The organism is Verrucosispora sp. SN26_14.1, from assembly GCF_004307965.1.
In the GTDB taxonomy this organism is placed as follows: Bacteria; Actinomycetota; Actinomycetes; order Mycobacteriales; family Micromonosporaceae; genus Micromonospora.
The window spans coordinates 12,237-25,395 of the sequence record NZ_SISL01000001.1 but is presented as its reverse complement, the minus strand read 5'-3'; the positions used below and the strand labels follow the sequence as shown (position 1 = coordinate 25,395).

Below are 13,159 nucleotides of genomic sequence, written 5' to 3'. Positions count from 1 at the left end.
AGCGACGTGGGAGGCGAGATGACCACATCAGCGTCGGAGCAGAACGTGGGCGGGGATCCGGCCGAGGAGCCCCTCGTCCGCCTGGAACGCTGGCGCGCCACGTGGCCGGAGGACGACCCGCACGCCAACTTCCGTGACGAGGTCATGCGGTACGGCATGCTGGACCCGCTGGTGACCCTGCGTGGGATGTCGCGCAACCTGGGCATCCCGGTCGGGGTGCTGGCCCGCTACGTGCTGGCCCGCTGGGCGACCGGCGGCAGCGAGGGGCTGCTGGAGATCGGCCCGGTCATGGTGCGGCGACTGTGGAAGCCGATCGCCGAGGCGGAGGCCGCGGACGACGACGCCCGCCGGCTGGCCGCGTACCACCAGGTGCGTCAGATGATCTCCTGGCTGAAGGTCCCCCTCGACGACCCGAGCGTCTACCCGGTGGCCGGTGAGTCCGGCCCGTCCGACGACGACCGGCCTCTAGATCGACAACCCTCGATATAATCGTGCTCAATCGCCGGACGTCCCGACCGGACGCCCCGGCGGCGACGACAGGAAGGTCTCAGTCATGCCTCGTGTACTTTCCCTCGCTCCCGAGCTGTACGCCAACGCCACCAACTCCGTCGACCACCGCTACCAGGAACAGATGCGGGAGCAGGACCTGACGCCGGTGCCCACCGACCCGACACTGCCCCGCTTCACCCTGGTCGTCGGGCCGTCACCGTTCACCATGCCGCGTGGGTGGGAGTTCTTCCTGACGTCCCCCTACGAGGGGGCCTCCTACATCTCCACCGTCCTGCACAACGCCGGCTACCCGGTGCGGATCGTCGACGTCCGGTACACCCCGAACCCCCTCCAGGCCGCCTACGACCAGATCATCGGCCAGACCGACGTCCTGGGCATCTGCACCTTCGAGGACAACTTCCCGTTCTGCAACGAACTGATGGCCATGGTCCGGGACAACGCACCCGAGATCCCCATCATCTGCGGCGGTTCGCTGGTCACCTCGGTGCCCAACCTGTTCATGGAGCACACCGCCTGCGACATCGCGGTGATCAGCGAGGGTGAGATCACGATCCTCGACCTGATGGAGAGCTACGCCGCCGGCCGCTGGTCACAGGACCTGCCCACCATCCGCGGCATCGTCTACCGGACGCCGGAAGGCGTCGTCAAGCGCACCCCGCCGCGTGGACAGATGATGGACCTCGACGCGCTGCCCCGGATGCGCCTGGAACTGTGGCCGCAGGCGCAGAGCCCGATGGGCCTCCAGCCGCAGATCATCTCCTCCTACAGCCGTGGCTGCAAGATGGACTGCTCCTTCTGCTACCGGACCACCCCCCAGGTACGCGCCAAGTCACCCGAGAAGATGGACGCCGACCTGGCCTGGCTCAAGAGCCGCTACGGCATCGAGTTCAGCTTCTTCGTCGACCTCACGTTCAGCTCCCACCGCCGCCAGACCATCGAGATCTGCGACGTCATCAAGGACCACGACCTACGCTGGACCTGCCTGACCCGGTGCGCCGACATGGACAAGCCCAGGATCGACGCGATGCGCGACGCGGGCGCCGACATCATCCTCTACGGCGTCGAGTCCCTCGGCTCCGAAGTGCTGCGCGAGGCCCGCAAGGGCAACTCGGAGAACATCACCGTCCGGGCCATGCGGACCACGTTCGACGGCGGCGTACGGTTCGGCGCCCTGCTCATCGTCGGCCTGCCCAACGAGAGCGAGGAATCCCTCAACCACATGGTCGAGTTCGCCGAGACGTACAACCACGTGACCCGGGTCAAGTACCTCTCCGCGATGCCGGGCACCACCGTCTACCAGCAGGCGCTCCAGTCGGGCCTGATGCGCAGCGAACTGGACCACGTCAACTGGCTCTCCATCGAGCAGGCCCTGCACGAGGACGAGTTCCTCAACGTCAGCGGACTCTCCGAGCAGGCCTGCCGCGACGCCTACAAGCGCGTCTACGACGCCTACCAGCCCGGCCCGGTGATGGACTTCCAGCACTGGCCCGAGAACTTCACGCACTTCCACCCCAACCCCGACGACGGGCTCACGCGCTCCACCTCGTACGCCGGCTCGGGCTGGCGGGCCGAGGCCAGTTCCGCCGGCGCGCCGCTGGTGCCCGGCTCGGAGCGGTACACCCTGGACCAGGTGGCCTCGCCGGAGGTCGCCGCCGCCGGAAGCAGCCTGATGGCCTGCGGCGCGAAGAAGGTGACCGGAGGACTGGTCACCGCCGGCTCGGCGTGACGACGGACGGCACCGGGCGGAGCGGGCGCAGCCAGAGCCCGGTACTCATCATCGGCACCGAACGCTCCGGCTCGAACCTGCTCCGCCTGGTGCTGAACGCACACTCCCGCATCGCCGTCCCGCACCCGCCGCACTTCATGCGCTACCTGGCACCGGTGGCCGACTGCTATGGCGACCTCACCGACGAGGGCAACCGGCGGCGGCTCGTCGACGACGCCTGTCTCCTGCTCGACCGGCACATCTCCCCGTGGCCGCACCGCGTCGACCCCGACCTGGCGGTGGCCCGGGCCAGCCCCACCCTCTTCGGGGTGGTCGCCGAACTCTACGAGCAGTACCGCGAGGCGGAGGGGAAGGCCCGCTGGGGCTGCAAGAGCACCTTCATGGTCGACCACGTCACCGACGTCCTGGCCGAATACCCGGCGGCCCGGTTCGTCTGGCTGGTCCGCGACCCCCGGGACGTGGCCGCCTCCGCCCGCCGGGCGGTGTTCGGGCACTGCCACCCCTACCTCACCGGGCGACTCTGGGCGCGGCAGCAGACCTCGGCCGCCGCCGCGCTGGCCCGCCACGGCCCCGGCACCGTCCACCTGCTGCGCTACGAGGACCTGGTGCAGCAGCCACGGGACATGATCACGCAGCTCTGCGCCTGGCTGGGGGAGTCGCCGGAACCCGCGCTCTTCGCCCACGACCGCACCCCGACGGCCAGAGCGCTGGCCAGTCTCTCGGAGTCGTGGCGCAACGCCGGCCAGCCGGTGACCACCAGCAGCGTCGGCACCTGGCGCCGCCGCCTGGCCCCCACCGAGGTCGGCCTGGTGGAGGCCGCCGCCGGGCCGGTCATGGCCGAACTGGGCTACCCCGTCGACGCCGGACCGGCCGTACCGCCCCATCCGGCACTGCTGCGCCTGCGCGAGGGCGTCCTGCGGGCCGGAGTCGAGTACCGATCACTGCGGCAGGACCGCAACGCCGTCCGCCGGTGGCGGCGCGACGCCACCGTACGGTGGATCCACACCCGCGCCCGCCTCACCCGCCTCGGTGCAAGGAGGGGTCCCCTGCTAACGCCTACGGCATAGCAGGGGACCCCTCCTAACGCCTACGGCAGAGCCGCCGGTCAACGTCGCCCGGCGTAGCCCGCCAACACCTCCAGCAGCGCGTCGGCGTGCCGTTCGAACGTGTACGCCCCACGCCGGGCCAGCACGTCGGCGCCGAGCCGACCCAGCCGCGCCCGGTCGTGTAACACGTCGGCCAACTCGTCGTACCCGTCGAACAGGAAACCGATCCCCTCCTGCCGCACGATCCGCTCCATGGCCTCCTGGCCGCCGCGCTGCTGTGCCACCGGCAGCCCGGCGGCCAGGTACGGCACCAGCCGGTTCGGCCGGTTCATCCGCTGGAAACCCACCTCGTGGGTGCCCTGCGCCACCACGTGCATCAACCCGGCGTCGTACCGGGACCACTCGGCGACGAACCGTTCCGGCGGAATGTGGTCGTGCAGGTGCACGTAACCGCTCTCGGCGAGCCGCGCGTACGCGGCGCGGGCGTGCGCGTTGTCCACACTCCAGATCGACTGGGCGTTCGGACCGATGTACTTGCCGCCGTAGATGTGCACGTGGACCCGGCGACGACTCAACGCCGCACACAGCTCGCGGATGTCGGTACGGCCCCGGGTGCTGGACACCCCACCGGCGACCAGCAGGTGCGGCTCCCCGTCCCGCTCGCGCAGCTTGCCGGTCAGGTCGTCGGTGAAGTACCGCGCCGGCAGGTAGTCCGGGTCCAGCAGGTGCGCCGATGCGTCACTGACCCCGTACGCCCCACGAAAGTAGTCCCACGACTCCTGGTTGATGTAGATCTGCCCGGCGGTCTCGGTCAACGCCCGCCGCTCCAGCTCGGCCGGCTCGCAGAAGTGCTCCTTGTGGTGGCGCACCACCGGACCCACCCCGGCATCGAGCAACTCGCCGAGCAACTGCAACGACCCGTCCCAGACGTTCTTCAGGCTGTAGACCACGTCGACGCGGTGCTCCGCCGCGATCCGGGTCAACTCCGCACCGGCCGGCCCCGCCGGCAGCCGGAACTGCGGCACACTCGACGGCAGCACGTCCGGCGTGGGCCGCTGTGCCGGTGCCGGCATCGTGACGTACGTCAACCGGTGCCCCCGCTCGGCCAACGTCATGATCCGCTCCGGGTACCGGCCGAGCCGTCCGGCCACCAGGATGTTCACGCCGTGCCCTCCGCCGGGATCGACTCCGCCCCGCCCGCAACCGAGGCGTCGGCCGCCGCCGGTGCGTCGATGCCCAGCCCGGCGGCCACCGTGCACAGGTCCCGCCACGTGGCGTCGGGCAGCACCACCCCGTCGGCCGCCGCCCGCGCGCGCTGCTCCGGCTCGCCCGGCACCAGCACCTCACCCGAGTCCGGATCGGCCGGCACCGCCTTGAGCCGCCGCACCGTCGCCTCGACGAAATCGTGCAACCGTTCCGGTGGCCCGAACCGGGCCGGGTCGACGGCGAGCACGAAGAGGCAACTCGACCGTTCCGCACCGGCGAACCGGTCACCGTCGCTGAGCCCGACGGCGAGCAACTCGGCGATCACCGCGAGCGCGAAACCCTTGTGGCCTCCGAACGGCAACAGGTACCCGCCGGTGAAGAAGTCCTCCAACCGGGTACTCGGACTGCCCTGCGCGTCCAGCACCCACCCCGGGGGCACGCTCTGCGCCCCGGCGGCCCGCGCGATCTGCAACTTCCCGATGGAGACCATGCTGGTGGCGAAGTCCAGCACCACCGGGGGCTGGCCCGCCGCACGTGGGATGGCCCAGGTGACCGGGTTGGTGGCCAGCGCACCGTCCGTCCCACCGTGCGGCGCGACCTTCCACGGACCCTGACCCTCCCCGCCGGTCAACAACCCGATCAGGCCGGCGTCGGCGATGCGCTCGGACCAGCCGCCCAGCCGCCCGGTGTGGTGCGCGTGCGACATCACCACCGCCGCCAGTCCGCTGTGGGCGGCCTTCTCCACCACCAGGTCGACGGCGTACCGGGCGGCCAGGTGACCGAAACCGCCCGCGCCGTCGACGACGGCGGTCGCGGGCGCGTCGTCGACGACGAACGGACGCGCGGTCGGCTTCAGCCGGCCCTGGGCGATGTCCCGCAGGTACGACGGCAGCTTGAGCACGCCGTGCGAGCCGTGCCCGGCCAGGTCGGCACCGATCAGCGAATCGGCGACGACCTCGGCGACGTCGTCCGGTGTGCCGGCCTGACCGAGCAGTGCGAGTACCAGTCGACGGAGGTCTGCGACGGCGATGAGGGCCATGGGCGTCCTGTCGGATGTCGGGTGTCGGAGGCAGACAGCCTTCTTAACCCATCACCGACCCACCCGGCAATCCATCCCCATGGATGACCTCGATCGACGTCGGTCGACTCCAGGTCACGCCCGGCCTGCGGGCGCGTCGGCCTCCTGCGGGGTGAGTAGCGCCCGGACCTGGTCGGCACCGAGCGCCAGCAACAGGGTCGGCAGTCGAGGGCCGGTGTCCCGGTGCACCAGGAGGCGGTACACGAGACCGAAGAACGCCCGCTGGGCGGCCCGCAGCTCGGGGCTGGGCGCGGTGTCCAGCGGAAGACCGAGCTGCTGCTTCGGCACCCCGTAGACCAGCGCGGTCAGCCCGTCCAGCGTCCAGTTCTCCACGAGCCCGTCGACGAGCAGCCGCAACCCCTCGCGCTGGACCGGATCGAGGGAGGCCAGCAACTCCCGATCCGGCTCGCTCCGCACCTGCGTACGCTCCGCCGGTGACACGTGCGTGGCCACCCAGTCCGCCGCGCGGTCGAGCCGGGGACGCACCTCGTCCAACGAGCCCACCGGATCCTGCGGCGTCATGTCCCGCAGGATCCGCAGCGTCTGCTCCTCGGTGCCGGCGGTGATGTCGTACACCGACGCCAGCGTGCGGAAGGACATCGGCCGCGCGGTCTGCGGCAACTCCACCTCCGCGGTACGCGACGAGCGGTCGAGCACCACCGCGTCGACCTCCGACGCGCTGCCCGCCCGCACCCGCCCCACCAGGGCGTCCCACTCGTCGTAGAGCCGGCTCACCTCCTGGTCGAACGCCACCGTGATCGACTGGTTCGGTCGACGCCGCACGTACAACCAGCGCACCAGGGCCGGCTCCAGGATCCGCAACGCGTCGTCCGGCGTCGGCGCGGCACCGGCGGAACCGCTGAGCTTCGCCGCCCCCTTGGTGCCGACGAACGAGTAGCCGCGATAGACCGGAGCCTTGCCGCCGTACACCCGGTCGACCACCTCGCCGCCGACCGTGTAGCTGGAGCCGGGGGAGGAGTGGTCCACCCCGGCGGCCTCGAACAGGACCTGCTCGTACGCCCACCGCATCGGCCAGTCGACCTTCCAGACCAGCTTGCCCGGGTCCTGCCGGTCCAGCCAGGCCCGGTCGGAGTGCCCACAGACGCAGGTGTACCGGATCTCGGTGGTCTCGTCGTCGAAGGACACGATCGTCGTGTCGTCGCGCCGGCAGACCGCACAGTAGACCTTGTACGGGTAGTAGGTGTCCTGGGCGGTCAGCCCCTCCTCGGACTCGCCCTGGTCGACCTTGGTGCGGTACCTGCCCAGCACCGACCCGATCAGCTCCCGGGCCCGCATGGCCGTGACGACCTGCTCGCGGTACCGGCCACCGGTGTACATGGCGGTCTGCGAGATCTCGTCGACGACCACACCGAGTTGCCGCAACGCCGCCCGGAACGGCGCCTTGAAGTGCTCGGCCCAGTTCTCGTGCTCCCCACACGGGTCCGGCACCCCGGTCAGCGGGCGGCCGACGTACTCCGCGAAGGACGGGTCGACCCCGGCCGGGACCTTGCGCAGCCGGTCGTAGTCGTCCCAGGAGAGCAGGTGCCGGCTCGGCAACCCGCGCCGACTCACCTCGTCGGCGACGAAGTGCTGGACCATGATCTCGCGCAGGTTACCCAGGTGGATCGGCCCGGACGGACTGATCCCCGAGGCGCAGACGAGCACCGGTGTCCCGGGCCGGCGCTCCCACTCCGCCACCACGTCGTCGGCAACCCGTGCCACCCAGTCGCCGGCATCAACCTCAGCCACCGAACTCCCCTCCAGCCGTGTCGGCCCACCACCTTAGTGCCGGCACTCCGCCGTTGTCCGGACGCACCACGAACACGCTGAGTCGTCGGCGTGCCGGAGCGGCCGGACGGCCGCACGCGGTCAGTCGGACCCGGTCGGACCCGCCGCCGGACGGACGCCGAGGACCTGCCCCGCGTGGCGCATGTCGAGATCGCCGACCGCTGCGGCGACCAGCAACGACTCGATCCCGGCCAGGATCCGCCGGGCGTCCTCGACGCCGAGGTACGCGGTGTCCACCCGCAGTTGCAACGCGGCGGCACCCGACGCGTCCGAGACGCTCAGGAACACGGTCAGGTCCTGCTGCTCCCAACCGGTCACGTACTCGATCCGGGTGTCACGGCACAGCGCGGCGAGATCCTCGGCCAACTCCTGCGGGGCGGACCGCACCTGCGGCAGCCCCGACCACCGCTGCTGCTCCCGGGCGTCGTTGAAGAAGACGCCGACCTGCGGGACGAAACCCCGCCGTGTCGCCACCCGGCGCTGCGCCTCGGCCAGCTCGACGGTGTCGTGGTTGCCGTGCTGATAGGTCAGCAGGGCCTGCCGGTAGCAGCGGGTGACCAGATCCGTGAACGAACCCGTCCCGACGTCGACCCGGAACAGGCCGTTCTGCACCACCGGGCCGATCATCGTCTGCAGTCGGCGTTCCACCCGACCGCCGACGATCAGGGTCAGGAACGCCGGATCGGCACCGGTGTGATGGGAGACCACCGCTGCCTGGGCGGCCAGCAGGACCGCACTGGTGCTCACCCGTTGCCGGTCGGCGAGCAGCTCCGCGGCCACCGCGACGGCCGACGACTCGATGTCGACCTGCACGATCCGCGGTGTGTGCGGCGGCGCGGACGACGGCGGCACGAGCGACTCCGGCACCTCGCCGAGCAGGTCCTCGCGGAACCGCACCGCCCGCCGGCTACGCCTGCGTCCCGGCTCGCTCGCCTCGTACGCGGCCTGATCCAGCGGCTGCCACCGCGACTCGACCGGCTCGACCGGCACCCCCGCCAGAGCGTCGCGCAGCTCCGTCTTCAGCAGGGCCAACCCGATCGCGTCGACGGCCGCGTGCGAGACGTTCAGCACCAGCGCGGCGGGTGTCTCGTCCGCCAGGACCAGGGCGAACCGCACCGGCCACTGCTCGGCCAGGTCGAACACCGTCGCGGTCATCGCCGCGACCAGCTCCTTGGCGTCCTCGATCACCCGATCGGGCGCCGCCGACCAGACCGGCACCGTCAGGGTGCCGGACCCGTCCACCTCCTGCCGCAGACCCGTCGCGTCCATCACCAGCCGGGTGCGGAGCACGTCGACCCGCGCGACGACCTCCTCCAGCGCGCGCCCCACCCCGGCGACCGTGACACCCTCCGGAACCGGCACCATCTCGCGCATCGTGAAGCTCTGCGGCTGATCACCCAACCAGGAGATGACGCCCCAGATCTCCCGCTGCGCCCAGGAGGCCGCCGCCTGCGCCTGCCGTGCCCCCCGCACCGTCACCACGAGATCGTGGCCGGGCTTCCTCTCCATACCGGGATCCCCCGCTCCGGTCTGGGCGGCGGCACCACCTGTCCGGCGGTGCCGCTTATGGCCGGAAGGTAGCCTATGAAGCCACTTCGGCCACTGTCAATATCGTCGGACGTCACGGTGCCACACGGCGCCTCGGTCCATCGACGGCGGGCCATACTGGTTCCGCCCGCGATCGTGGGCGCCCCCGACTGGAGAGCGAGATGACTGAGCTGAGCCCCTCCGCCGCACCGACCGACACCGAACGCCGACTCGTCACCGAGGTGGTCGAGCCCCTTCTCGGATTCACCCCCGACGAGATGAGCCAGGACCTCATCGCGCTGGGCGCCGACAGCATGCAACTGGTCCACATGCTCGCCCAGGCAGAGGACCTCTTCGACGTCGAACTCTCCGCCGTCGAGCTGATGGACAACGTCAGCGTCGCCGGGCTCGCCGCGCTCATCGACCGTCAACGCGCCACCGGCGGCTGATCCTCACCGGACGGACCGTACGCGCGCGCCTGCATCAGGTACAGCTCCGCGTACAGCCCGCCGCTGGCCAGCAACTCGGCGTGTGACCCGGCCTCGCGCACCGTACCGTCCTGGAGCACCACGATCAGATCCACCATCTGCAACGTGGAGAAACGGTGGGAGACGAAGACGGTGATCCCGCCACGTCGCTGTGCCCGCTGGGCCGACTCGGCGTACCGGACGAAGATCGCATGCTCGGCGGCGGCGTCCAACGCCGCCGCCGGCTCGTCCAACGCCAGCAGGAGGGGCTCGATCCGCATCTGGGACCGGGCCAGACCCAACGACTGCCACTGCCCACCCGACAGCTCCTGCCCGTCGGTGAAGCCGGTGCCCAGGTAGCCGTCCAGTCCGCCCTCCACCGCGTCGACGACCCGCTGCGCCCCCGCCGAGTCGATCGCCCGCCGCACCGACTCCTCATCGTCGATCCGCTGCACCGCGCCGATCCCGACGTTCTCCCGCAGCGTCAACTCCAGCCGGGCGAAGTCCTGGAACATCGCCGACGTCCGCGACCGCCACTGCGCGGCATCCACCTCGTCCAGTGCCACGCCGTCGACGAGGATCCGGCCCTGCGTCGGTCGGTACAGGCCGTACAGCAGCTTCACCAGCGTGCTCTTGCCCGCACCGTTCTCACCGACGATCGCCACGGTCTTGCCCGCCGGCAACTCGAAGGTCACGTCCCGCAACACCGGCCGGGTGGCGCCCGGATAGCGGAAACCCACACCATCGAACCGGATGCCCTCGTCCAGCCGGGTCGGTGCCGTCGACCCGCTCGGCTCCGACACCCCGTCCGGCACCACGCTGGCCGCCCGCAGCCACTCCAGCCGGCGCACCGTCGTGCCGAAACCCTGGAGCGTGCCGAGCAGCCCCAGACCGTTGGCGACCTGCAGACTCACCTGCACCGCGAGCGTCACCGCCAACACCACGTCGCCGACGCTGCCCCGACCGTCGGCGACGTCCCGCACCACCAGCCAGAGCGCCGCCCCGTAGCTGAGGGCGAAGAACGCCTGCCCGGCCGCACGGACCGCCGCCCCGCTCGCCTGCGCCCGCCAGACCGTCGACGTCACCGCCGCCATCGTGGCCTGCTGGCGACGCACCAGGTCCGGGCCGGTGCCGAACAGCCGCAACTCCTTGACCGACGACGCCGAGGTGGCGACCTGCAACAGGTGCTGCGAGCGCCGGATCCCCTCCGCCGTGTCGTCCTTGGCCCGGTCCACCAACCGCTGCGCCCGCCGCGCCAACAGCACCGGCGGCACCGCCGCCAGCGGCAGCAGCGCCAACCACGGATTCAACAACCCCAAAAGTACGGTCGTGACCACGAGCTGACCGACCACACCCGCCAGTTGCAGCAGCCCCTCCACCGGAACCTGCATCGGTGAGATGTCGTCCCGCACCACCTGCAGTTCGTCGGCGAACCGGGAGTCGTCGAGCTGGGCCAGGTCCACGCTGCCGTTGGCCCGCTCGATCAACTCGCCGTGCAGCTTCAGCTCCATCAACTCGGCGAGCTCGAAATACTGCAGATGCGCGAAGTGCGCCATCGTCAACTCGACGACCAGCACCACGGCCACCGCCGTCGCCAGCGTCACCGCCACGTCCGTCCGCGCCGCCAACGCCGCGTCGACCAGCCGACCGAGCAGCACCGCCACCATCGGCGAGGCCAGATAACCGGCCGCGATCATGACGGCGGCCAACCCCGCCCGCCGCCGGTCGGTCCGCAGCGCCAACACCACCAGGAACCGGGCCGCCCGCCCCAGACCGCTCATCGGCCCGCCTCCGCATCGACGAACCGGTCGGCCTGCAACCGGAACAACTCGGCGTAACTACCCCCGGCGGCCACCAACTCCTCGTGGGTGCCCTGTTCCCGCACCACCCCGTCGGCCACCACCACGATGTGGTCGGCCCGACGGACCGTCGAGAACCGGTGCGAGATGACCACCGTCGTCAACCCCCGGCTGATCTCCAGAAAACGGTCGAAGAAGTCCACTTCGGCGCGGACGTCGAGCTGGCTCGTGGGTTCGTCGAGCACGATCATCGACGCGCCCGCGGCGACCTTGCGCATCGCCCTGGCCAACGCCACCCGCTGCCACTGCCCACCGGAGAGGTCCTGCCCACCGGCGTACCGGTTCGACAGCGTCGTCCGCAGACCGGCGTCGAGCCCCTCGACCACCTCACGTGCCCCCGCCCGGTCCAGCGCCGCCCACAGGGGCGCCTCGTCGTCGGGGTCGGCACCCGCCGCCAGGTCGACGTTCTCCGCCGCGCTCAGCTCCAGCCGGACGAAGTCCTGGAACACCACCGCGATCCGGGACTGCCACTGCGCCACGTCGAACTCGCGCAGATCCCGCCCGTCCACCGTGATCCGGCCCGCCACCGGGTCGTACAACCGGGTCAACAACTTGACCAACGTGGTCTTGCCGGCGCCGTTGAGCCCGACGATCGCCGTCGACCGGCCCGCCGGCAACGTCAGATCCAACCCCCGCAGGACCTCCGCACCCTGCGGGGCGTACCGGAACCGCACCTGCTCGAACCGCACCTCCCGATCCGGGCGACCGGCCGCCGACTCACCGGCCACCGGCGCCGCCAACTCCGCCCGCGACCGGGCCGACCGCGCGAAGTCGGTCATCGCCTCGTACGACTGGAGGCCGTACTGCGTCGGTACGTCGCTCTCCGGGAAGTGCACCCCGAAGCGGATCGGGATCAGCGTCGCCTGCACCGCCAGCCCCAGTTCCAGCACGCTGAGCCGTCCACCGGCGGCGGCCTGCGCGATCAACACGAAGACGACCGTCGCCCCGACCAGGCCGACCGCCGCGTACCCGAGGAACGGCCGCAGGTTGATCCGCCGCCGTCCCGCCCAGAACTGCCGCAGGTAGCCCAGGTACTCCGAGCGGTGCCGCTCCCGGACCCAGCCGATCAGACCGAACACCCGGATCTCCTTGGCGAACGCCGCGCCCGCCGCCATCGACCGCACATAGGACGCGTGCCGCCACGTCGGGAAGAGACCCTTGAGGAACGTCCCGAACCGCCCCAGCGCCCCACGCTGACCGAAGCGCACCACGAGCGCCGTCACTCCGGCCACGACCGCCGCCCACGGCGACAACGCCACCCAGAGCACCACCACCGCCCCGACGAGTTGCCCGTACCGGGGCAGCAACGCCAACGCACCGGCGGCGGCGTCGCCCGGGGTCGGCATGGTCCGGCCGAACGCCTCCCGGGCCCGACTCAGCCGATCCAGTTCCGTCGCGTCCTCCAACGCCGAGATCGGCGCGTCCACCAACGCCGACGTCATCAGGCGGCGCGTGCACCACGCGTCCACCCGCCACGTCACCAGATGCCCCAACGCCGTCTGCGCCGGTGCGAGCACCTGCTGGAGGAAGAAGGCCAGCGCGGCGAGACCCAACGCGAGCACCGTCGCGCTCCACGCCTGCTCGTCGCCACCGATCGCCTCGGCGAGCCGTTGCACCATCACGCTCGTGGCCACGATGAACCCGATCGGCAGCAGACCGAGCAGGACGTTCACCGCGAGGGCCGCGCCCAGCGTCGGCACGCCCGCGTGCGGGAGGAGACGGGCGATGGACAGCCAGCGGTCGAGCCGTGACCGGGCACCACGCCACACCGCCGAGAACCGTGCCATCCGCATCCGAACCTCCGCAGGCGTCGATCGTCGGCCGATCATATCGACGGTCGTATCGATGTGTCGGTGTCGGCTTTGCCTAGCCGTTCGCCGCCCTGGTCACCGGTCGAACGCCTGGGATCGCCGGCGGGAAGGGCCGGTAGCTCCGGTGGGGCAGGATGTGTC

General features: G+C 71.1%; 10 protein-coding genes. 4 read left to right on the top strand and 6 right to left on the bottom strand.

Annotation, left to right across the window (positions count from 1 at the left end):
• Positions 1–18: 18 nt before the first annotated feature.
• The 3 genes from EYA84_RS00110 (at position 19) to EYA84_RS00100 (ending at position 3,303) form a co-directional block, all read left to right on the top strand.
• Positions 19–489, top strand: a complete 471-nt coding sequence (locus EYA84_RS00110) for a DUF6027 family protein (RefSeq protein WP_131050866.1) — start codon at positions 19–21, stop codon at positions 487–489.
• A 64-nt stretch (positions 490–553) separates the two neighbouring features.
• Complete coding sequence (locus EYA84_RS00105) at positions 554–2,236, top strand: B12-binding domain-containing radical SAM protein (protein WP_131050865.1); 1,683 nt, start codon at positions 554–556, stop codon at positions 2,234–2,236.
• Positions 2,233–3,303, top strand: a complete 1,071-nt coding sequence (locus tag EYA84_RS00100; protein WP_131050864.1) for a sulfotransferase — start codon at positions 2,233–2,235, stop codon at positions 3,301–3,303. Before EYA84_RS00105 ends, EYA84_RS00100 begins: the two co-directional genes overlap by 4 nt.
• 38 nt (positions 3,304–3,341) lie before the next feature.
• On the opposite strand, the gene EYA84_RS00095 is transcribed toward EYA84_RS00100, so the two are convergent.
• The 4 genes from EYA84_RS00095 to EYA84_RS00080 all read right to left on the bottom strand — a co-directional run bounded on the left by EYA84_RS00095 (position 3,342) and on the right by EYA84_RS00080 (position 8,863).
• On the bottom strand, positions 3,342–4,445 hold the full coding sequence (locus tag EYA84_RS00095) for a glycosyltransferase (RefSeq protein WP_131050863.1): 1,104 nt from the start codon (positions 4,443–4,445) through the stop codon (positions 3,342–3,344).
• Positions 4,442–5,527, bottom strand: a complete 1,086-nt coding sequence (locus EYA84_RS00090) for an Ldh family oxidoreductase (RefSeq protein WP_131050862.1) — start codon at positions 5,525–5,527, stop codon at positions 4,442–4,444. The genes EYA84_RS00095 and EYA84_RS00090 overlap by 4 nt, the downstream gene beginning before the upstream one ends.
• Before the next feature lie 114 nt (positions 5,528–5,641).
• Positions 5,642–7,315, bottom strand: coding sequence for a lysine--tRNA ligase (gene lysS, locus EYA84_RS00085; RefSeq protein ID WP_131050861.1), 1,674 nt, complete (start codon positions 7,313–7,315; stop codon positions 5,642–5,644).
• 120 nt (positions 7,316–7,435) lie between these two features.
• Complete coding sequence (locus tag EYA84_RS00080; protein WP_131050860.1) at positions 7,436–8,863, bottom strand: condensation domain-containing protein; 1,428 nt, start codon at positions 8,861–8,863, stop codon at positions 7,436–7,438.
• A gap of 200 nt (positions 8,864–9,063) precedes the next feature.
• Between EYA84_RS00080 and EYA84_RS00075 the strand changes: the two genes are divergently transcribed.
• Positions 9,064–9,330 (top strand): acyl carrier protein, encoded by a 267-nt coding sequence (locus EYA84_RS00075; protein ID WP_131050859.1) that lies wholly within the window; start codon positions 9,064–9,066, stop codon positions 9,328–9,330.
• Here the strand turns inward: EYA84_RS00075 and EYA84_RS00070 are convergent.
• Positions 9,309–11,129: an ABC transporter ATP-binding protein gene (locus tag EYA84_RS00070; protein ID WP_131050858.1), complete on the bottom strand. Its 1,821-nt coding sequence runs from the start codon at positions 11,127–11,129 to the stop codon at positions 9,309–9,311. The two genes, EYA84_RS00075 and EYA84_RS00070, sit on opposite strands and share 22 nt — an antisense overlap.
• Entirely contained in the window at positions 11,126–13,000 is a 1,875-nt protein-coding gene (locus EYA84_RS00065) for an ABC transporter ATP-binding protein (RefSeq protein ID WP_201272237.1), read from the bottom strand. The genes EYA84_RS00070 and EYA84_RS00065 overlap by 4 nt, the downstream gene beginning before the upstream one ends.
• Between the last annotated feature and the right edge of the window lie 159 nt (positions 13,001–13,159).

Bases quoted from the DNA above. Each gene is read 5' to 3' on its own strand.
- EYA84_RS00075 (WP_131050859.1), top strand. From the start codon at position 9,064: ATGACTGAGCTGAGCCCCTCCGCCGCACCGACCGACACCGAACGCCGA.
- EYA84_RS00080 (WP_131050860.1), bottom strand. From the start codon at position 8,863: ATGGAGAGGAAGCCCGGCCACGATCTCGTGGTGACGGTGCGGGGGGCA.
- EYA84_RS00065 (WP_201272237.1), bottom strand. From the start codon at position 13,000: ATGCGGATGGCACGGTTCTCGGCGGTGTGGCGTGGTGCCCGGTCACGG.
- EYA84_RS00070 (WP_131050858.1), bottom strand. From the start codon at position 11,129: ATGAGCGGTCTGGGGCGGGCGGCCCGGTTCCTGGTGGTGTTGGCGCTG.
- EYA84_RS00110 (WP_131050866.1), top strand. From the start codon at position 19: ATGACCACATCAGCGTCGGAGCAGAACGTGGGCGGGGATCCGGCCGAG.
- EYA84_RS00090 (WP_131050862.1), bottom strand. From the start codon at position 5,527: ATGGCCCTCATCGCCGTCGCAGACCTCCGTCGACTGGTACTCGCACTG.
- EYA84_RS00105 (WP_131050865.1), top strand. From the start codon at position 554: ATGCCTCGTGTACTTTCCCTCGCTCCCGAGCTGTACGCCAACGCCACC.